At 69.8% G+C, this 20,898-nt stretch carries 17 protein-coding genes; 12 read left to right on the forward strand and 5 right to left on the reverse strand.

The window, feature by feature from the left end; all coding sequences use genetic code 11:
* Window positions 1–104: 104 nt before the first annotated feature.
* From guaB to guaA, 4 genes are all read left to right on the forward strand, one after another.
* Window positions 105–1,628, forward strand: a complete 1,524-nt coding sequence (guaB, locus tag A8G18_RS10655) for an IMP dehydrogenase (protein ID WP_064063832.1) — start codon at window positions 105–107, stop codon at window positions 1,626–1,628.
* Window positions 1,629–1,699: 71 nt separating this feature from the next.
* Window positions 1,700–2,833, forward strand: a complete 1,134-nt coding sequence (locus tag A8G18_RS10660) for a GuaB3 family IMP dehydrogenase-related protein (RefSeq protein WP_064063833.1) — start codon at window positions 1,700–1,702, stop codon at window positions 2,831–2,833.
* Window positions 2,834–3,019: 186 nt separating this feature from the next.
* Window positions 3,020–4,744 carry an FAD-dependent oxidoreductase gene (locus A8G18_RS10665; protein WP_064063834.1) on the forward strand — a complete coding sequence of 575 codons (1,725 nt, stop codon included), beginning with the start codon at window positions 3,020–3,022 and terminating at the stop codon, window positions 4,742–4,744.
* 68 nt (window positions 4,745–4,812) lie between these two features.
* Window positions 4,813–6,387, forward strand: a complete 1,575-nt coding sequence (guaA, locus tag A8G18_RS10670) for a glutamine-hydrolyzing GMP synthase (protein WP_064063835.1) — start codon at window positions 4,813–4,815, stop codon at window positions 6,385–6,387.
* Between the two features lie 195 nt (window positions 6,388–6,582).
* On the opposite strand, the gene A8G18_RS10675 is transcribed toward guaA, so the two are convergent.
* Window positions 6,583–6,816 (reverse strand): hypothetical protein, encoded by a 234-nt coding sequence (locus tag A8G18_RS10675; RefSeq protein WP_064063836.1) that lies wholly within the window; start codon window positions 6,814–6,816, stop codon window positions 6,583–6,585.
* Window positions 6,809–8,230, reverse strand: a complete 1,422-nt coding sequence (locus A8G18_RS10680) for a PspC domain-containing protein (protein WP_084421698.1) — start codon at window positions 8,228–8,230, stop codon at window positions 6,809–6,811. The genes A8G18_RS10675 and A8G18_RS10680 overlap by 8 nt, the downstream gene beginning before the upstream one ends.
* A gap of 124 nt (window positions 8,231–8,354) precedes the next feature.
* Between A8G18_RS10680 and A8G18_RS10685 the strand changes: the two genes are divergently transcribed.
* Window positions 8,355–9,677: an ATP-binding protein gene (locus tag A8G18_RS10685; protein WP_242496677.1), complete on the forward strand. Its 1,323-nt coding sequence runs from the start codon at window positions 8,355–8,357 to the stop codon at window positions 9,675–9,677.
* Window positions 9,674–10,360: a response regulator gene (locus tag A8G18_RS10690; protein WP_016933459.1), complete on the forward strand. Its 687-nt coding sequence runs from the start codon at window positions 9,674–9,676 to the stop codon at window positions 10,358–10,360. Before A8G18_RS10685 ends, A8G18_RS10690 begins: the two co-directional genes overlap by 4 nt.
* Window positions 10,361–10,373: 13 nt before the next feature.
* On the opposite strand, the gene A8G18_RS10695 is transcribed toward A8G18_RS10690, so the two are convergent.
* The gene (locus tag A8G18_RS10695; RefSeq protein ID WP_242496676.1) at window positions 10,374–11,477 is read right to left on the reverse strand and encodes a serine/threonine-protein kinase; all 1,104 of its coding nucleotides are present in this window, start codon (window positions 11,475–11,477) and stop codon (window positions 10,374–10,376) included.
* Between the two features lie 321 nt (window positions 11,478–11,798).
* On the opposite strand from A8G18_RS10695, the gene A8G18_RS10700 reads away from it, so the two are divergent.
* The 4 genes from A8G18_RS10700 to A8G18_RS10715 are packed head-to-tail and all read left to right on the forward strand — an operon-like array spanning window position 11,799 to window position 15,870.
* The gene (locus A8G18_RS10700; RefSeq protein WP_064063839.1) at window positions 11,799–12,560 is read left to right on the forward strand and encodes a hypothetical protein; all 762 of its coding nucleotides are present in this window, start codon (window positions 11,799–11,801) and stop codon (window positions 12,558–12,560) included.
* Entirely contained in the window at window positions 12,557–14,137 is a 1,581-nt protein-coding gene (locus A8G18_RS10705) for a DNA polymerase Y family protein (protein ID WP_064063840.1), read from the forward strand. Before A8G18_RS10700 ends, A8G18_RS10705 begins: the two co-directional genes overlap by 4 nt.
* 15 nt (window positions 14,138–14,152) lie before the next feature.
* Window positions 14,153–14,944 carry an alpha/beta fold hydrolase gene (locus A8G18_RS10710; RefSeq protein WP_064063841.1) on the forward strand — a complete coding sequence of 264 codons (792 nt, stop codon included), beginning with the start codon at window positions 14,153–14,155 and terminating at the stop codon, window positions 14,942–14,944.
* 11 nt (window positions 14,945–14,955) lie between these two features.
* On the forward strand, window positions 14,956–15,870 hold the full coding sequence (locus tag A8G18_RS10715; protein ID WP_064063842.1) for an exodeoxyribonuclease III: 915 nt from the start codon (window positions 14,956–14,958) through the stop codon (window positions 15,868–15,870).
* A 21-nt stretch (window positions 15,871–15,891) separates the two neighbouring features.
* Here the strand turns inward: A8G18_RS10715 and A8G18_RS10720 are convergent, their stop codons facing one another.
* Window positions 15,892–16,998 carry an alcohol dehydrogenase catalytic domain-containing protein gene (locus A8G18_RS10720; RefSeq protein ID WP_064063843.1) on the reverse strand — a complete coding sequence of 369 codons (1,107 nt, stop codon included), beginning with the start codon at window positions 16,996–16,998 and terminating at the stop codon, window positions 15,892–15,894.
* Window positions 16,999–17,048: 50 nt separating this feature from the next.
* Between A8G18_RS10720 and A8G18_RS10725 the strand changes: the two genes are divergently transcribed.
* Window positions 17,049–17,573, forward strand: a complete 525-nt coding sequence (locus tag A8G18_RS10725; protein WP_064063844.1) for a hypothetical protein — start codon at window positions 17,049–17,051, stop codon at window positions 17,571–17,573.
* Window positions 17,574–17,633: 60 nt separating this feature from the next.
* Entirely contained in the window at window positions 17,634–18,506 is an 873-nt protein-coding gene (locus tag A8G18_RS10730) for a ferredoxin family protein (RefSeq protein WP_064063885.1), read from the forward strand.
* Window positions 18,507–18,536: 30 nt separating this feature from the next.
* On the opposite strand, the gene A8G18_RS10735 is transcribed toward A8G18_RS10730, so the two are convergent.
* The gene (locus A8G18_RS10735; RefSeq protein ID WP_064063886.1) at window positions 18,537–20,660 is read right to left on the reverse strand and encodes an MMPL family transporter; all 2,124 of its coding nucleotides are present in this window, start codon (window positions 20,658–20,660) and stop codon (window positions 18,537–18,539) included.
* Window positions 20,661–20,898: the final 238 nt, after the last annotated feature.

The following is a 20,898-nucleotide window of genomic DNA, read 5'->3' on the forward strand; positions in this document are numbered from 1 at the left end:
CATCCGCCCGTCGGTGCGACGAGCGCGCACAGCCTTCATTCATTCCTGCTGCCGGACGGTTCTCCCGTCCGCTCCCATCGACTGTCACGGAGGGTCCGAACCGCATGAGTAGTACCGGAGGGCGCGTGCACACCGGCGGTGACGACCCGAACAAGGTCGCGATGCTGGGTCTGACCTTCGACGACGTGCTGCTGCTTCCCGCGGCTTCCGACGTCGTCCCGAGTCAGGTCGACACGTCGAGTCAGCTCACCCGTGAGATCCGTCTGCGGATCCCGCTGGTCAGCTCGGCAATGGACACCGTCACCGAGTCCCGCATGGCCATCGCGATGGCGCGGGCCGGCGGCATGGGCGTGCTGCACCGCAACATGCCGGCCGAGGTGCAGGCCGCGCAGGTCGAGACCGTCAAGAGGTCGGAGGCCGGCATGGTCACCGACCCGGTCACCTGCAAGCCGAGCGACACGCTGGCCGAGGTCGACGCGAAGTGCGCGCGATTCCGCATCTCGGGTCTGCCGGTGACCGACGACGCGGGCCAGCTCGTCGGCATCATCACCAACCGCGACATGCGGTTCGAGGTCGACCAGAACCGCCCGGTCGCCGAGGTCATGACGAAGGCCCCGCTCGTCACCGCCCGCGAGGGTGTCACCGCGGAGGCCGCGCTCGGTCTCCTGCGTCGCCACAAGATCGAGAAGCTGCCGATCGTGGACGGTCAGGGCAAGCTCACCGGTCTGATCACCGTCAAGGATTTCGTCAAGACCGAGCAGCACCCCAACGCCACGAAGGACCGCGACGGCCGCCTGCTCGTCGGCGCCGCCGTGGGTGTCGGCGACGACTCCTGGACCCGCGCCATGACGCTGGTCGATGCCGGAGCCGACGTCCTCGTCGTCGACAGCGCCCACGGCCACTCGGCAAACGTGCTGTCGATGATCTCCAAGCTCAAGAGCGAGGTCGGCGACCGCGTGCAGATCATCGGCGGCAACGTCGCGACCCGCGCGGGCACCGAGGCGCTCATCGGCGCCGGTGTCGACGCGGTCAAGGTCGGTATCGGCCCCGGCTCGATCTGCACCACGCGTGTCGTCGCGGGTGTCGGCGCGCCGCAGATCACGGCGATCCTCGAAGCGTCCACGGTGGCGCGCGCCCACGGTGTGCCGGTCATCGCCGACGGCGGTATGCAGTTCTCCGGCGACGTCGCCAAGGCCCTGGCGGCCGGTGCGTCCACCGCGATGCTCGGTTCGCTGCTCGCCGGCACCACCGAGTCCCCGGGTGAGCTGATCCTGGTGAACGGCAAGCAGTTCAAGAGCTATCGCGGCATGGGTTCGCTCGGCGCGATGCAGAGCCGCGGCGAGGCCAAGTCCTACTCGAAGGACCGCTACTTCCAGGACGACGTGCTCTCCGAGGACAAGCTCGTGCCCGAGGGCATCGAGGGACGCGTGCCGTTCCGCGGTCCGCTGCAGCAGGTCACGCACCAGCTCATCGGCGGTCTGCGCGCAGCGATGGGCTACACCGGCGCGACGACGATCGAGCGGCTGCAGGAAGCGCAGTTCGTGCAGATCACCGCCGCCGGCCTCAAGGAGAGCCACCCGCACGACATCACGATCACCGCCGAGGCACCGAACTACGTGGTCCGGTAGTTTTCGCGTCCGCAGCAGGGTCCCGTTCCGAGTAGGACGGGAGCATCGTCCAAGAGGAGAAAGGGGCGCGCGTGCGCGACCTCGTTGAAATCGGCATGGGTCGCACGGCCCGACGTACGTACGAACTGGGTGACGTGGACATCGTCCCGTCGCGCCGGACGCGTTCGTCGAAGGAGGTGTCGACGGCCTGGCAGATCGACGCCTACCGTTTCGACATCCCGGTGCTGGCTCACCCCACCGATGCGCTGGTGTCGCCCACCTTCGCGATCGAGCTGGGCAAGGCCGGCGGTCTCGGCGTCATCAACGGTGAGGGCCTGTGGGGTCGTCATGCCGATGTCGACGCCGTCGTCTCCCGTCTCGCGGAGGTCGCGAGCACGGATCCGCGCGCGGCCGTCCGCTACCTGCAGGAACTGCACGCGGCTCCGCTGCAGGGCGATCTGCTGGCCGCCGCCGTCGCACAGGTGCGGGATGCGGGTGTCACCACCGCGGTCCGCGTAAGCCCGCAGAACGCGCGTTCGCTCACGCCCGAACTCGTGAAGGCGGGTATCGATCTCCTCGTCGTCCAGGGCACCATCATCTCGGCCGAGCACGTGGCCCACGGTGAGGACGAGCCGCTGAACCTCAAGACGTTCATCTCGGAACTCGACGTGCCGGTCATCGCCGGTGGTGTCAGCGACCACCGCACCGCGCTGCACCTGATGCGCACGGGTGCGGCCGGTGTCATCGTCGGCTTCGGCTCCACGAAGCAGGCGACCACCACGTCCTCCTCGCTCGGCATCGGCATCCCGATGGCCACCGCCATCGCCGACGCCGCTGCGGCCCGGCGCGACTACCTCGACGAGACCGGGGGGCGCTACGTCCACGTGCTCGCCGACGGCGACATCGAAACCGCGGGCGACCTCGCGAAGGCGATCGCGTGCGGCGCCGACGCCGTCGTGCTCGGGGCACCGCTGGCCCTCGCCGAGGAGGCGGCCGGCCGGGGCTGGTACTGGCCGTCCGTGGCCGGACATCCGTCGATGCCGCGCGGTGCTGCCGTCCGGATCGCCCAGGACGGACGCCCGGGCCTCGGCCGGGTGCTGTTCGGTCCGTCCGACGATCCGTCGGGCTCGCTCAATCTCGTCGGTGGTCTGCGTCGCTCGATGGCGAAGGCCGGATACTCGGACCTGAAGGAATTCCAGAAGGTCGGTCTGTCGGTCCGCGGATAGAGCGGACTCTCTTCTCGGCACTTCCTGGTGGCCGGTCACAGCGTCGGACGACGCGGTGACCGGCCACCGGCGTTCGTGCAGTTCTTTTCGTGCAACTTCCCGTAACGGGTAGAGTCGGGTCTGTGCCTGTAGTCACACCGCCGAGGTGCATACTGGCCGGTAACAACTCTCGTCGCTGGAGGTTCCATGGGTAGGCAACGGGTCACGGACTACGACGTCCTGATCGTCGGTTCGGGTTTCGGTGGGAGCGTCACGGCGTTGCGCCTCGTCGAAAAGGGCTACAAGGTCGGCGTTCTCGAGGCCGGTCGCCGCTACGCCGACGCCGACTTCGCGAAGACGAGCTGGGACCTGCGACGCTTCTTGTGGGCTCCGAAGCTGGGTTGCTTCGGCATCCAGCGCGTCCACCTGCTGCGCGACTGCCTGATCCTCGCCGGCGCAGGCGTGGGCGGTGGGTCGCTGAACTATGCCAACACCCTCTACAAGCCCCCGATGCAGTTCTTCGAGGACCGTCAGTGGGCCCACATCACCGACTGGCACGACGAGCTGAGCCCCTACTACGACCAGGCGAAGCGGATGCTCGGTGTGGTGCAGTACGGCCGGATGACCGACGCCGACAAGGTGATCAAGTCGGTGGCCGACGACATGGGTGTCGGCGACACCTTCATTCAGACGCCCGTGGGCGTGTTCTTCGGCGAACCCGGCCGCACGGTGGCCGACCCCTACTTCGGTGGCGCGGGCCCCGACCGCACCGGCTGCATCGAGTGCGGCGAGTGCATGACGGGATGCCGTCACGGGGCGAAGAACACCCTCGTGAAGAACTACCTGGGTCTTGCCGAGCGGGCGGGAGCCGAGATCCTCCCGTCGACCACCGTCACCGACCTCCGCCAGGCAGCCGACGGCACGTGGGACGTGATCACCGAACGTACCGGCGCCTGGGTCCGCAAGGGGCGGCGCACCTACACGGCCGCGCACGTCGTCCTCGCGGCCGGAACGTGGGGAACGCAGCATCTGCTGCACCATCTCAAGGACACCGGGGCGTTGCCCGAGCTCTCCGACAAGGTCGGCGAACTGACCCGCACCAACTCCGAATCCATCGTCGGCGCAGGCAAGATGAGTGTCGATCCCGATATGAACCTCACCGACGGGGTGGCCATCACCTCCTCGTTCCACCCGACGCCCGACACCCACATCGAACCGGTGCGTTACGGCAAGGGCTCCAACGCGATGGGGTTGCTGCAGACGCTCATGACCGACGGCGACGGGCGCACCCCGCGCTGGGTGAAGTTCCTCGGGGAGGTCGTGAGGAACCCGGTGAAGATGCTCCGGATGCTCTCGGTGCACCGGTGGAGCGAGCGCACCATCATCGCTCTGGTGATGCAGAACCTCGACAACTCCATCACGACCTACACGACCAGGGGTCTGTTCGGTCGGCGCAAGGTGACCAGCAAGCAGGGGCACGGACAGCCGAACCCCACGTGGATCCCGGCCGGCAACGAGGCGACGCGCCGCATGGCCGAGAAGATCGACGGTGTCGCAGGCGGAACGTGGGGTGAGATCTTCAACATCCCGCTCACCGCGCACTTCCTCGGCGGCGCGGTGATCGGGTCCGATCCCGAACACGGGGTCATCGATCCCTACCAGCGCGTGTACGGCTATCCGACGCTGAGCGTCGTCGACGGCGCGGCGGTCTCCGCGAACCTCGGTGTGAACCCGTCGCTCACCATCGCGGCGCAAGCCGAACGCGTTGCGGCGTTGTGGCCCAACAAGGGTGAGGACGACCAGCGTCCCGCGCAGGGGCAGCCGTACCGTCGCGTCGCGCCGGTCGAACCGAAGAACCCCGTGGTGCCCGTCGACGCGCCCGGTGCGTTGCGTCTGCCGGTCGTCGGGATCACGCACAGCGGCGTCGCGTAGCGACCAGCAGAGAGACCGGATGAGCGGCCGCGTCGGGATCACCCGGCGCGGCCGCTTAGACTGTTCGAGTGTCGTCGCAAAGCCAGCAGTCCAGACCGGTCGTCGTCGTCGATTTCGGAGCCCAGTACGCGCAGCTGATCGCTCGCCGCGTACGTGAGGCCAATGTCTACTCGGAGGTCGTGCCGCACACGGCGGGTGTCGAGGAGATCGCAGCGAAGAACCCGCGCGCAGTGGTGCTGTCCGGCGGCCCTGCGAGCGTGTACGAGGAGGGCGCACCGCGCCTCGATCCCACACTGTTCGACCTCGGCGTCCCCGTCTTCGGCATCTGCTACGGCTTTCAGGCCATGGCGCAGGCGCTCGGCGGCACGGTCGCGCACACCGGTTCGCGCGAGTACGGCCGCACCGAACTGTCGGTGGCCGGTGGCGTGCTGCACGACGGCCTCCCCGAGACGCAGCCCGTCTGGATGAGCCACGGCGACGGTGTCACCGAGGCGCCCGAGGGCTTCGAGGTCACGGCGACCAGCGCCGGTGCTCCGGTCGCGGCATTCGAGGACCGGGCCCGCCGCCTCGCCGGCGTCCAGTACCACCCCGAGGTGCTGCATTCGCCCCACGGCCAGCAGGTGCTCAGCCGGTTCCTGCACGACATCGCCGGCATCCCGGGCGACTGGACCGCCGCGAACATCGCCGACGCGCTCGTCGAGCAGGTCCGCGAGCAGATCGGCGACGGTCGTGCCATCTGCGGTCTGTCCGGTGGTGTCGACTCCGCCGTGGCCGCCGCGCTGGTGCAGCGTGCCATCGGTGATCGCCTGACCTGTGTGTTCGTCGACCACGGCCTGATGCGTGAAGGCGAACGGCAGCAGGTCGAGAAGGACTTCGTCGCCGCGACCGGTGCCCGTCTGATCACCGTCGACGCGTCCGAGACGTTCCTGCGCGAGCTCGCCGGCGTCACCGACCCCGAGACCAAGCGCAAGATCATCGGCCGCGAGTTCATCCGCTCCTTCGAGGGCGCTGTCGCCGAGGTGCTCGGTGAGGGTGCCGACAAGGGCGAGACCGTGAAGTTCCTCGTGCAGGGCACCCTGTATCCGGACGTCGTGGAGTCCGGCGGCGGTTCCGGCACCGCGAACATCAAGAGCCACCACAACGTCGGTGGGCTTCCCGAAGACCTCGAGTTCGAGCTCGTCGAGCCGCTGCGCCTGCTGTTCAAGGACGAGGTGCGTGCGGTCGGACGTCAGCTCGGTCTGCCCGAGGAGATCGTCGGACGCCAGCCGTTCCCCGGCCCCGGTCTCGGCATCCGCATCATCGGCGAGGTCACCCGCGAGCGTCTCGAGATCCTGCGCCGCGCCGACTCGATCGCCCGGGAGGAGCTCACCTCCGCCGGTCTCGACGGGCAGATCTGGCAGTGCCCGGTCGTGCTGCTCGCCGACGTCCGCAGCGTGGGCGTGCAGGGCGACGGCCGCACCTACGGTCACCCGATCGTGCTGCGTCCGGTGTCGAGTGAGGACGCGATGACCGCTGACTGGACGCGCCTGCCCTACGAGACCCTCGAGCGGATCTCCACTCGCATCACCAACGAGGTGGCGGAGGTCAACCGCGTGGTGCTCGACGTGACGAGCAAGCCCCCGGGAACCATCGAGTGGGAGTGATCCCCGCTCGTGTGACCGAGTGGGAGTGATCCTCGCTCGTGTGACCGAGTGGGAGTGATCCTCGCTCGTGTGACCGAGTGGGAGTGATCCTCGCTCGTGTGACCGAGTGGAAGTGATCTGCGCTCGCCGGAAGCGGTGAGACGGCGACGTCCCCCGGACCGATTCGGTCCGGGGGACGTCGCGTGGATGGGGTCGCTATCTCCGGCGGTTGGGGAGGAAGACCAGCACGGCTCCGATCAGCAGTGCCGCGCCCACCAGGACCCACCCGAGGTCGACGGCCGCGAGGAATTCGACCGAGAACGGTCCGATCATGGCCCATCCGCTCACGACCAGCGCTGCCAGTGCGGCCAGCAGGAGCAGGAGTGACGGTCCCGTGCGCATGCGTTCGGCCCGACCCTCGGTGTGTGTTCCGGTTTCGTGATCAGCCACGACGCACCTCCAGAGATCCGAATTCCATGTTCGCCTTCAGGTTCAGGACCGGCCCGTCGTCCACTCCGTCCGCACCGCCGTCGATGCCGGGGCCGGGGCATCCTTTGATCTCACCCGGGCCGATCGTGCAATCGGCGCGGACGTCGAGGTTCTCCGGCAGCAGCACCTCGACGCTGCCGAACCGGCCGTCGACCTGCACCGTGCGGTCCTCGGTGAGTTCGAGTCGCCGGAGGTCGAGGGTCATCGCGCCGAACTGGGAGCTGTACTCGGCCTGCAGCTGGTCCCCGTTCGCCGGCGCCCAGGTCCGGCTGCCCCAGTTCGAGGTATCGACCGGTCCGGCGATCGAGGCGAGGACGACGAATCCGAGCAGGGGCCCGGTCACCACGAGAAGTCCGTGACCGCGGTGCAGGAACGCGCCGATCAGCAGGCCCAGACCGATGACTGCGAGGGCCACGGCACCTACGCGGGCCGGGGTCACCCAGGCCAGGTCGGCGGCGGCACCGAGGGCGCCGGTCACGGCAGCGGCGATGACGGCCAGACCGAGGACCGTGGTGGTCAGGCGCGAACGGCGGTTCGTGACGACCGCAGGTTGGTGTGTCGGTGTGGGTTCGGGCAGGTCCCACGCGAACGGGGCGACCCCGAGGGGATCCCATGCCGGCGGTGACGGCCGTCGGGGCGAGAGCGCGTCGGCACCCGGAAGCGGAGCGTCGGTGTCCTTGCGTAGGTCGGGCATCGGGGACGTCTTCCTCTCCGTGGTGTCCGCGGTGTCGGTTGCGCCGGTGGTGTTCACGGCCTCCGTCGCGTCGGTGGTCTGCGAAGGCGTGGCCGTCTCTGTGCCGCTCGTCTCCGAGCGGGTTGTTTCACCGGCCGGTGTCTCCGTGGCCGCCGGGCCCGCGTGCATGTTCCATACACCGGTGTGTGCGCTCCACGGGGAGTGGTACGGGTTCGTCACCGGAGGCTGAGGAAAGGCCGGTTGGTTCGAGAAGGACGATCCGTCCGTTGCAGGCAACAGGGGCGGCTCGGGACGCCGCTGGTAGAGCAGCCACCATCCGCCGAGCATGAGCAGTGTTCCGATGAACCCGGAACCACCCGAGCCCGCGCCCACCGGTCCGATGGCCCCTGCCGCGATGGCCAGGGCCACGAGGATCACGACGACCTTGGTGGTCGAGTCCGAGCTCGCGCCTCGCCCGACGAGTGATTCGAGCGAGGAGACCTGGTCGCCGTGACGGGGGAACAGCAACCAGGCCGCCAGGTAGAGGACGAGACCGCCACCGCCGAACAGCGCCGAGGCGACGAACACGACACGGATCAGCACGGGATCGATGCCGTATCGCACTCCGATACCCGAGCACACACCCGCGATGTGCCCTTCCTTCGGCAGGCGCACGGGACGGGTCCGCCACATGTCCGCCACCTGGTCCTGAAAGCTCCTCGTGTCCATGGCACCCATCCTGCTGGGCTTCCGCGCGCGGCACATCAGGGACCAACCCTGATTTCCGGGGACCCGATCGGAACCCGGACATCAGGGTCCGTCCCCGATGCCGGGCCGGCGATCTCCGTGCCAGTATCGAGGTGTGCAACCGGTACCTGGATTACCCGTGACCGTTCCCCGCCTCGAACGGCGGGTGGGCGGTCGCATCGTGGGTGGCGTGGCCGGCGGTGTCGCCGACCACCTCGGCATCGACGCCACCAAGGTGCGGGTCGCCTTCACGGTGCTCGCCGCTCTCGGCGGATTCGGGATCGCGTCCTACGGCCTGCTGTGGATGTTCGTGCCCCCGGGCTCCGACACCGACCGTCCCACCGGCCCCGAACGCCGTCGCGCCATCGGCCTCGCCTTCATGGGTGTCGGTCTGGCAGTGGGTCTTTCGTGGCTGTTCAGCGGTGGTGCCGCCGGCGTGGTGTTCCCGATCGTCGTGGTCGTCGTGGGTGCGGCGCTCGTATGGCGCGAGTTCGACATCGAAGGGCCCAGATCGGTACTCGGTCTGCCCGCCCACCCGACGGTCCTCACCTGGGCTCGCGTGCTCGGTGGACTGACCCTCGTCGTCACCGGACTCGGGGTGATGGTCATCGCACAGGTCGACGTCGCGGCGCTGCGCTCGTCGCTGGTGGCGGTGGTGGTCACGCTGGTCGGTGCCGCACTGCTGTCGGTGCCGTTGTGGATCCGGATGTGGCGTGCGCTCGAGACCGAGCGCGCCGCCCGGGTGCGCAACGAGGAGCGCGAGGAGATCGCGTCGCACCTGCACGACTCGGTGCTCCAGACACTCGCACTCATCCAGAAACAGGCAGGCGACCAGCAGGAGGTCGTGCGTCTGGCACGCAGCCAGGAACGCGAACTGCGCCGCTGGCTGTTCGGTGGGGACGAGACGCCGAGCACCTCGCTCGCCGAGACGCTGCGCACCATCGCAGGTGAGGTGGAGGACCAGTACGGCCTGTCGGTCGAACCCGTCATCGTCGGCGACATCGCGCCGGACGACAGTGATCTGACCCCCGAGGTCGCGACCGCCGTCCTCGGCGCGACCCGCGAGGCGCTCGTGAACGCGGCCAAACACGCCGGGGTGGAGAGTGTGGACCTGTTCGCGGAGGTGGAACCGCATCAGGTGAGCGTGTTCGTGCGCGATCGCGGCGTCGGATTCGATCCCGACGAGGTTCCCGCCGACCGGCAGGGGCTGGCCAGGTCGATCCGGGCGCGGATCGAACGTCGCGGTGGCCGCACCGTCGTGAAGTCGAGTCCCGGAAAGGGAACCGAGGTGCGCATCCACGTGCCGCGCGCGGGCCGGACGGATGCCGAACGCGAACAGGACACCGAGTCGACCTTAGAGTGGGGGGTGACCGACCCCCACCCCGAGGAGCAGACACAGTGACTTCGATTCCGGCGACATCGTCCGATGCCACCGAGAACAACCGTCCCTATCGTGTCTTCCTGGTGGACGACCACGCCGTCTTCCGCTCCGGGGTGCGCACCGAACTGGGACGCGAGACCGACATGGAGATCGTCGGCGAGGCCGGGGGAGTTGCCGAGGCCGTCGCCGGGATCGAGGCGACCAAGCCGGATGTCGTGCTCCTCGACGTCCACATGCCGGACGGCGGCGGTGTCGCCGTCCTCCAGCGGATCCCCGACGGCCCGGTGTGCCTGGCGCTCAGCGTGTCCGACGCGGCCGAGGACGTCATCGCCGTCATCCGGGCCGGGGCGCGCGGGTACGTGACGAAGACGATCTCCGGTCCGGATCTGGCCGACGCCGTGCGACGGGTCGCCGGGGGAGACGCCGTGTTCAGCCCGCGCCTGGCCGGTTTCGTGCTCGACTCGTTCACCGGCCGGTCCTCCGCCCCGGAACCGCCCCTCGATCCCGAACTCGACTCGCTGACCCCGCGAGAACTCGAGGTGCTACGTCTGCTGGCTCGCGGGTACACCTACCGCGAGATCGCCGAGGAACTCGTGATCTCGGTGAAGACCGTCGAAACGCACGCGTCGAACGTCCTGCGCAAGACGCAACAGTCCAACCGCAATGCGCTGACACGCTGGGCGCACCGGCGGCGCATCGACTGAGCGTGGCGTCGGATCAGACGAGCAGTGCGATGACGACGGCGACGAGCAGCGCCACCAGGATCACCGCGACCATCGCCGCCATCGCCAGGGGTGCATAGGCGACGATGCGGTCCTGCGGGTTGTCGGGCACCGGCCCCTTCGGGAGCAGACGATCGAGCAGGTCCGCCGGGGCGAAACCCTTCGCCGGTCTCTTCGCGCCGCCGGAGGCCTGCGTCGCGGCGCCGAGGGACCGGTCGACGAAGGAACTGCGGGGGCGCGAGGGCTCGACGAAGGGGGTGGAACGTTGCGCCCACGACGGGATCGTGCCGTCCTCGTTCTGGATGGGACGGCCGCGCAGGGCTGCCGCGGACCCGTTCGGTCCGAGGGCCACACGGGCGAGCAGATCGCGGGCCTGCGCCATCGTCGGGCGCCGCGACGGGTCGGGCCGGAGCATCTCGAGCAGGGGTTCGGTGAGCGGACCCGTGTGCGTGGGCATGATGATCTCCGCCCGGGCGACCCGGTGCAGCAACGCGATCGAGTCGGCCTCGAAACCGAAGGGCGGCTGCCCCTCGACCGCGGTGTAGAGGGTTGCGCCGAGCGAGAACACGTCGCTGGCCTCGGTGGGGTCGTTGCCGCGCGCGACCTCGGGAGCGAAATAGGCCGGGGTTCCGATGATCACGCCCTCGGGGTCGTTGTCGCCCTTCGCGCGGGCGATACCGAAGTCGCTGATCTTCACGATGCCGGCGTCGCGGCCACGCTCGGCGATGAGGATGTTGCCGGGTTTGACGTCGCGGTGGACGATTCCGGCGGCGTGCGCGGCGGTGAGGGCGTCGGCGACGTTCGCGCCGATCTGCGCCACCACGTACGGCGGGAGGGTGTCGACGACGTTCATCACCTGGGCCAGGCTGCGGGACGGCAGGTGTTCCATGACGAGCCACGGTTCGCCGTAGTGCAGTGCCATGTCGTACATCGAGATGGCGTGCTCGTGGGCGAGCTGGGCGGCCGCCCGGCCTTCCCGGAGTGCGCGGCGACGGAGATCCTCGGCCTCGTCGGGATCGAGGTCGGCGGTGGAGATCACCTGTTTGACGGCGACGTCCCGGCCCAGGCGGTTGTCGCGCGCAAGCCAGACGGCACCCATGCCGCCACCTCCGAGCTTGGAATCGAGCCGATATCGACCGGCCACCAAGTGATCCGGCCCTACGGCCCGTCCTGCCCACGCCTGCTCCGCCACTCGATCGAGAGTAGTCGATCGGAGGTGATCGGCCCGGCCGAAAGGCGTGTGAGCTGCACTGTAGTCCTCGCTCGGAAGGGTGGCGTGTCGACTTGACGGAAGGGAGGGAGGTCGGGTCTACTTGATGAAGATCGAAAGTATGTTCGAATAGAGTTCGAGCCGGGCCACGACTTCCCCGTGGTCGGCCGGTCGTGTGTGTCAGGCGGCAGGCGGATGACAGGGGTGACAGTGGGCGAGGTGGCCGAATTTCCGGTGGGCGACGAGGAAGCGGGTCGCGCGGAACGAATCGAGGCGTTGCGGCGTCGTATCGCGGCGGTGCCGGCACGTGGCGAGGGGCAGTCCGTCGCGCGAGGCGGGGTCGGAACCACGTCCGACCGCATCCTGCCCGTCCCGGATCCTCTCGCGGAACTGTTACCGCAGGGCGGCCTGGCGCGGGGGAGCGTCGTCTCCGTCTCCGGTGCCACCTCGATTCTCCTCGGGATGCTCGCGTCCGTGACGGCCTCCGGCGGATACGCCGCCGTGATCGGTCAGCGCCGGTTGGGCCTGCTCGCCGCCGCGGAGATGGGCGCCCGATTGCACCGGTTGGCGGTGATCCCCGATCCGGGACCGGATCCCGTGGAGATCGCCGCGGTGCTGCTCGACGGGATCGACCTGGTGGTGCTGGGGCTCGGTGGGGCGTCGGTGTCCCCGTCCCGTGCCCGCGCGGTCGCCGCCCGGGCGCGGAGCAAGCAGTCCGTCCTCGTGGTCACGGACGGTCGCTGGGAGGGGGCCCATGTGCGCCTGGAGGCGCGGGTCGACGGATATCGGGGGGTGGACGGTCCCGGCAGGGACCGGCTGTGCGCGACCCGGCTGTCGGTCCGGGCCCACGGGCGAGCGTTCCCCCCGCGCGCCACCCGGGTCGAGGTGTGCGCCGACCGCAGTGCCGTCGAGTGGACCAGCGAGGAGCGGAATCGGCTGGAGGACGGGCGTTTCCGTAAAACGATCCGGTGAACGATTCGTCCCCTCGGTGGGCGCCCGCGCGGGTCGTGGCGCTCTGGTGTCCCGACTGGCCCGCGGTGGCCGTCGCCACCGCATCGGAATTGCCCGCGACCGTCCCGATCGCGGTGGTCTCGGCGAATCGCGTCGTCGCCTGTTCGGCCTCGGCGCGGGCCGCGGGGGTCCGGCGCGGCCTGAGGCGGCGTGAGGCCCAGGCCCGCTGCCCGGAACTGCACGTGGCCCGCTCGGATCCGGATCTGGAGGCGAGGACGTTCGAGACGGTGGTGGCCGCGATCGATGCGGTGGCCCCGGGCGTGGAGGTGCTGCGCCCGGGCCTGGTGGTGCTCGCCGCGCGCGGTGTGGTCCGGTGGTTCGGCTCGGAGGAGGCCGCCGCGGAGGCCCTGATCGACGCGGTCGCGGCGACCGGGATGGAATGCCAGGTCGGTGTCGCCGACGAGTTGTCCACCGCCGTGCTCGCTGCGAGACGCAACGCGCTGGTCCCGACGGGACAGTGCGCCGAGTTCCTCGCACCGTTGCCCGTCTCGTATCTCGCGGTGGAACCGGCGCTGGCGGCTCCTCGACGGACCGACACGGTGGACCTGTTGCGCCGTCTCGGTATTCGCACCATCGGAGCGTTCGCTGCGTTGTCCCCGGTCGACGTGGCGTCACGATTCGACGCCGACGTCGTCGCTGCGCACCGGAGCGCGCGGGGGCTGCCGGAACGTCCCCCTTCGGGTCGGCCGATCCCTCCGGATCTGACGGTGGAACATCCCTGCGACCCGCCGGTGGAGCGGGTCGACGCAGCGGCCTTCGCCGGTCGCGCACTCGCCGAACTGCTCCACACCCGGCTCGCGGCAGCGGGAGTCGCGTGCACGCGGTTGCTCGTGACGGCGCGCACCGGGGCCGGGGAGGAACTCTCGCGCACCTGGCGTTGTGCCGAGCCGCTCACTCCCGAGGGCACGGCCGACCGTGTGCGGTGGCAGCTCGACGGGTGGCTCACCGGCCGCAACACGAACCGGCCCACGGCGGGAATCGTGTTGCTGCGGCTCGAACCGGTCGAGGTCGTGGCTGCCGGTGCGCTGCAACTCGGGTTGTGGGGTGGTGTCGGCGACGAGGACGAACGGGCACGTCGGGCGCTCGTCCGGGCGCAGGGCCTGCTCGGTGCGGACGCCGTCCGGATCGGAGTGCTCGGCGGCGGCCGAGGACCCACCGAACGGATCGTCCTCGTGCCCGTCGGCGATGAGGCGATACCGCACTCCGACCCGGACGCACCCTGGCCGGGCCGGCTGCCGCCTCCGGCTCCCGCGCTGGTGTTGCCTACACCTCCCGTGATCCGTCTGGACGACGACGTGGGGAATCCGGTCTCGGTGACCGAGCGCGGTCTGCTCAGCGGGTCACCTGCTCGGCTGCGATGGGGAAGTCGCAGCTGGACGGTGATCGGATGGGCCGGTCCGTGGCCGGTGGACGAGTACTGGTGGGATCCGGCCGCCGCTCGGTGCGCCGCCCGCCTGCAGGTGCTGCTCGAGGAATCACGGGCATTGCTGGTGTTCTTCGGTGCCGACGGTTGGCGGGTGGAGGGCGTCTACGACTGAGTAGGCTCGAACATCATGAGATCTCCGGTCCTCACCGCCGCGCCGAACGGGGTCGCCATCGCATATCGCGAATTCACGGCAGATCGCGAATTCGTGACGCCCGTCGCCGCCCGTCCTGTACCCGTGCTGCTGGTACACGGGTTGGGTGGTGACGGGCGCACGTGGACCCGCTTCGCCGCGTCCCTGGTGAAGACGGGCCGACGGGTGATCACCGTCGACCTGCGCGGACACGGACGCAGTGGCCGGGCCGCCTCGTACCGCTTCGGGGAGTTCGCCGCCGACGTCGCCGGACTGTGCGCCCACCTCGGCGTCGATGCGGTCGACCTCGTCGGGCACTCGCTCGGCGGTCACGTGGGATCGCTGGTCGCGCAACAGCATCCCGGTCTCGTCCGGCGGCTGGTCCTGGAGGAGACGCCCTTGCCGTTGCGGGAGGGGGATCCGGTGCCGGAGGTGCCCGCGCACCGTCCGACCCCCGTGGAGTTGTGGCACGCCGCGACCAGCATGGCGCTCAATCCCCGGGCGGTCACCGCCTTCGACCGTTCCATGACTCCTTCGGTCGTCGCCCAGTTCCACACGCCGAATCCGACATGGTGGCAGCATCTTCCGTCGCTCACCACCCCCACTCTGCTGTTGCGTGGTGTGCGGCGCGGCAGCATGGTCGACCCGCGCCTCCTGACAGCGGCGGTCGACGCGCTGCCCGCGGCATCCGTGCGGGAGATCGGGTGCGGGCACAGCATCCACCGCGACCGTGCCCGCGATTTCGCAGCGGCGGTCGTCCCGTTCCTCACGGATCGATCGGTTGCCTAGACTGGACGATCGTGCGCATCGCGACCTTCAACATCAACGGAATCCGTGCCGCACAGCGACGCGGGTTCGAGGACTGGCTGCGTGAGCGCAACCCCGACGTGGTGGCCCTGCAGGAGGTCCGCGCTCCGGCGGCCGCGATCCCACAGGGTGTCTTCGGCAAGTACCACCTCGCCTACGACGAGGGCACCCTTCCCGGCCGCAACGGCGTCGGGATCCTGACCCTCCACGAGCCGGCCGCTGTGCGCACCTGGAGCGGCACCGCTCTGCTGCGGCTTCCCGGTGAGGAACACGTCGACCGGATCGACTTCGATCGGGGACCGCTGGCACGCGGACTGGCCGAATTCGCCCACGAGGGACGGTACGTCGAGGTGGACCTCGCCGACGCACCCGTCACGGTGGCATCGCTGTACCTGCCGAAGGGTGGGCTCCCGGCACACCTCCAGAAGCCCGGGCGCATGCGCGACGAACCGGACGGCGGGGTGCGCTACCAGCGCAAGATGCGCTTCCTGTCCGCCTTCGCCCGGCAGCTGACCCGCACCCGCCTCGCGGCACGCGCCCAGGGCCGGGAGTTCCTCGTCATGGGTGATTTCAACGTCGCCCACACCCGCTACGACGTGCGCAACTGGCGTCGTCGCGGGCAGGCGGAGGGCTTCCTGCCGGAGGAACGCGCCTGGCTCGATTCGCTGCTGTCGCCGCGCACGCTCGTCGACGTCGTCCGCCGGCAGCATCCCGAGGTCGACGGACCCTACTCGTGGTGGTCGTGGCTGGGCGACTCGTTCGCGTCCGACTCGGGGTGGCGGATCGACTACCACCTCGCTACGCCGCGACTGGCCCGGACCGCGATCTCCGCCGGAACCGACCGCGATCCGGCGCCCGACCGGAGGATCAGCGATCACGCACCGGTGGTCGTGGACTACGACATCTGAGACGCGTGATCGGATGCGTGATCAATCCATGGTGAGGATCTGACGGAGGGCGGCTCCGTCGGCCAGGGCGTCCATCGCCTCGTTGATCCGGCCCAGCGGCAGACGGTCGGTGACGAGGCGCTCGACCGGCAGCCGTCCCTCACGCCACATCCCCACGAACCGCGGGATGTCGCGGGCCGGGACCGCGGAGCCGAGATAACTGCCGACCAGTGAGCGGCCCTCGCCCACGAGGGCGGCGGGCGACACCTCGAGCCGGGCGTCGGGTGCGGGCAGTCCGACGGTGATCGTGGTGCCTCCCGGTCCGGTGAGCGCGACCGACGTGGCGAGCGCGGGCACGCTTCCCGCGGCCTCGACGACCAGCCGTGCCTTCACACCCTGCTCGACGGCCTCGTCCGGCGAGAGGACGTGTTCGGCGCCCAGCGAGCGGGCCGTGTCGCGCTTGTCGGGGGAGGTATCGACGGCGATGACGGTGACGTCGTCGTGGGCCAGCGCCACGAGCAGCGCGGCCATGCCCACGCCGCCGAGGCCGACGACGACCAGCGTGTCCCCGGCCTGGGGCCGGGCGGCATTGACGACCGCGCCGCCACCGGTCAGCACGGCGCAGCCCATGAGCGCGGCGACCTCGGCGGGGACGTCGTCGCCGACACCGACGAGAGACCGTGTGTCGACGACGGCGTGGGTCGCGAAGGCCGACGCACCCAGGTGGTGGTGGACGTCGGTCCCGTCGCGGTGCAGTCGCCGCGCACCGGACAACAGGGTTCCCGCTGCATTCGCGGCCGATCCGGGAACACAGGGACGGATGCCGTTGCTCGCGCAGCCCTCGCAGTCGCCGCAGCGGGGCATGAAGGTCATGACCACCCGCTCCCCGACGGAGAATCCGGTGGTGTCGTCACCGAGTTCGACGATGCGCCCGGCCGCTTCGTGCCCGAGGAGCATCGGCACCGGACGAGGCCGGTTGCCGTCCACCACGGACAGATCGGAGTGACACACACCGGCGCATTCGATCTCTACCAGCGCCTCACCCGGTCCCGGTGGGTCGAGTTCGAGCAGGTCGACGCTGAGCGGAGTGGACTCCGCGTACCGCCGTCGACGTCCGATCTCCTCCAGGACTGCTCCGGTGATCTGCACGGGTCTCCCTTCCGTCGGGTCGCGGATTCTCTACCCCTAGCATCACGAGCATGACACTCACCCGGGCGGACCGCTTCCTCATCGGTGCCGCCGCAGTCTTCCTCGTGTCCCAGGCGAACATCGGTCGGGTTCTCGGCTCCACGGCCCCGACGGTGGGCGCCGTGCAGACCACCTTCTCGGCCTCGAAGTACCGGAAGATCCTCGACGACCTCGGTCCCGACGAGATCGAGCGCTACCGGCGGCACTACTACTGGGACATGGTGCACCCGGCGACCTTCGCGATCGCGCTGCGGGCCGGTGCGCGCTCACTCGACAAGCATCGTCCGCTGTCGCCGCGCACGCGCCGGATCCTGATGACGGCACCGGTCGTCGCCGCGGCGGGGGACTACGTGGAGAACGTCGTCGGCCTGTACCTGCTGGATCACCGCACCCGCATCGACGATCGGACGGTCCGGGTCACCTCCACCGTCAGCGTCACCAAGTGGGTGCTGGCGCTGGGCAGCTTCGCGTATCTGTCGCAGGGATTCCTGCGGATGTGGGGTGGCGCGGCGAGGCGGCGCCTGCGCCGCGGCTGACGTACGACGCGGGCTGCCGAGCCGTCGGGGGAGTATCCGGGCCACAATGTCCGCGTGACCATGATTGCCGCTCCCACCTGCTCCGCACTGTCCGCCCTCGACGAGCCGCTGCCCGGCACGGCCGCCACCGCGCCGGGCTACGTGTGCCTCGAGGTGCCGTCGGGCTGGGGCCGCGACGTGCTCGACGGCACCGCGCTCGGCACCGAGTTGTCGGACGAGCTGTCCGCCCGGGCGAAGGCTGCGGACGTGCGGATCCTGTTCATCCGGAGGCCGGGCCGCGATGTGGTGCGCGAGACCCGGACGGTCCTGCTGGCCCGCTCCGAGCCGGACAACACCTGGTGCGAGCGGCTCGAGATCACCGATCCGGCGGAGTTGCTCGACATCGTTCCTCGCGTGGTCGCGGGTCCGGCTCCCGGTATCGGCGCCGCGGTGCAGGATCCGATCGCCCTGGTGTGCGCTCACGGCAAACGGGACCGGTGCTGCGCTGTGCTGGGGCGTCCGATCGCGGCCGCTCTCACCTCCGAGTTCGGGCCGGACGTGTGGGAGTGTTCGCACACCGGCGGGCACCGGTTCGCGCCGTCGATGATCATGCTTCCCACCGGCTACACCTACGGACGGCTCGACGCGGACGGCAGCCTCGCCGCGGTCCGCGAGGCACGGAAGGGACACGTGTACGCGGGCGGGCTGCGGGGTCGCAGCACCTGGAGTGCGGCCGGGCAGGCCGCCGAGATCGCAGTTCGCGAGGCGATCGCCGACTTCGCGATCGACGCCGTGACGGTCGAGGACGGGGACGAGCAGGTCGTGCGTCATCGCGACGGCCGGGCGTGGCGGGTCGGGGTGGAGACCTCGGAACTACCGGCTCGGCCGGCGAGCTGCGGTGCCGCCGCCAAGCCGGCGCGCCCCGTCGTCGCGACGACGATCACGCCGCTGTAGCGACGCTCCGGACGACAACCCGACCTCGGTCTAGTGTCCCAGGCCGACCTTCGCGTGCACGCGCTTCATCCACGCCGGTGCCCACCAGTTGGCCTCGCCCATGAGCTTGACCAACGACGGCACGAGCAGCATGCGCACGATCGTCGCATCGATGATCAGCGCGACGATCATGCCGACGCCGAGGAAGCGCATGATCGACAGACCCGAGATGGTGAAGGCCCCGGTGACCACGATCAGCAGCAGTGCGGCCGCGGTGACGACACGTCCGGTGCGGGAAATGCCGTACTCGACGGCCTCGACCGTCGTCGCCCCGGCCGCGCGGGCCTCCATCATGCGCGACATGAGGAACACCTCGTAGTCGGTCGACAGGCCGAACACCACCGCGAGGATGAGGACGACGAAGGTCGGCTCCATCGCCGAGGGAACGACGTGCAGCCACGAGGCGCCGTGTCCCAGCTGGAACACCCAGGTCAGGACACCGAAGGTCGCGGCGAGGCTCAATGCCGCCATGAGCACCGCCTTGATCGGCAGCGCCACCGACCCGAAGGCCAGGAACAGCAACACCAGGGTCGAGAGCACCATGATCGTGATCATCCAGGGAAGCGAATCCGAGACCGCCTGGTTGGCGTCGTCGACGAGGGCCCGGCCGCCGCCGACGAGCAGATCGGTGCCGTCCGGCACGTCCAGGGCACGCAGTTCGCCGGTGATCTCGCTCGCCCGCGCGGTGCCGTCCACGCCCTGCGCGTAGAGCGCCTGGAGAACCACCACGTCGGATTCCTGTCCGACGATGACGGTCTGCGAGATGCCGTCCATCTTGGCGATCTCGGTGGACACCGTGCGGACAGCGGTGCTGTCCGGGGCCTGCCCGTTCTCGCCGCGCAGGACGAGTGTCGCGCCGTTGCCGGTGCTCGGGAACTCGTCGAGCAGGGTCTGGGTGGCCGCCCGGGCCGGGCTGTCCTCGGGCAGTGCGGTGTACTCGATCTCCCCGAACCGGGCCTCCACCACGGGCGACGCGAGCACGAGCAGACCACCGGTGATCACCACGGCGATCAGGGCGGGACGGCGCACGACCTTGCGGACGACCCCACCCCAGAACCGGCGCGCCCGCGCTTCGGCGCGTGTGGAGGTCTCACGGTCCCAGGTCCACGCGTTGATGCGGTGGCCGAGCATCGTCAGCAGTGCGGGGACGGCGGTCAGCGACAGGACGGCGGCACCGAGGACGGCGGCCATGGCGCCGAGACCGAGCGACCGCAGCACCGTCTGGGGGAAGACGAGCATGCCCGCGAACGCGCAGACCAGCAGGGCGGCGGAGAACATCACGGTGTGACCGGCGGTGGCCATCGTGCGTTTGACCGCCGACGCGACGTCCGAACCGGCCGCGAGTTCCTCGCGGTAGCGGCTGACGATGAACAGGCCGTAGTCGATGGCCAGACCCAGGCCGATCAGCGACGTGATGTTCAGCGCGTACGACGACACCTCGGTGAAGTTCGACAGCAGGCGCAGAGTGGCGAGGGACGAGAAGATCGCGAGCACGCCCACGAAGACCGGGACCGCAGCGGCGATGACACCGCCGAAGATGAACACCAGCAGCACCAGCGTGATGGGTACCGCGATGAGTTCGGATCGGACGAGGTCGCTCTCGAGGGTGTCGGTGAACTCGATCGCGACCACCGTGTTGCCGGCGAACTGCGACTCCACACCGGGGACCTCGAGCAGGTCGAGTGCGTCGGGGAAGGTCGCGGCGGTCAGTCCGGAGTTCGCGCCGAGCGTGATCGAGGCGCCCACGCTGCGCTGGTCGGTCGACAGCAGCAGCTGGTTCATCGGAGGGGGAGCGGTCCAGTAGGTCCGGATCGACTCGGCGGGGACCGCGTCCTGGAACCCGGCGAGGGTTCTCTCGATGTCGGGACGGATGTCGTCGATCGTGCGTCCCTCGGGCGCGGTGTACAGCGCGATGATGTCCGCGGCCTGCGACCCGAAGTTCTCGTAGATGATCTGCTCGACCTCGACGGCCTCGCTGTTCGGGTCGTAGTAGCCCGTGCCGGTCAGCTTGCCGAAGATCCCGACGCCCCACGCGCCGGCGAAGAGCACGACGAGCAGCACGATCGCCAGTACCCATCGGCTCCTGGTGACGACGATCTCGGCCCAGCGACTCATGCCCACTCCCGGTTCCGCTGACGATTGTGACGATCGGCAACTGTACTGGCGTGGAACGGGCGGGCTTCACCCTGCTCGGCCGGACCGGGGCCGGAGTGCAGGGAAAGAAGTAGGTGGACCGACGCGCCGGATGCCTCACGGCACGGTGCGCAACGTGGCTCCAGCCGGACGGTATTCCACGAAGGCGGTTTCTCATCGGCTCCGGGGCGTACGCGACGCGCCGATCCACACTCCTCAA

Origin of the sequence: Rhodococcus gordoniae, assembly GCF_001646655.1 — a bacterium.
Taxonomy (GTDB): Bacteria; Actinomycetota; Actinomycetes; order Mycobacteriales; family Mycobacteriaceae; genus Rhodococcus; species Rhodococcus gordoniae.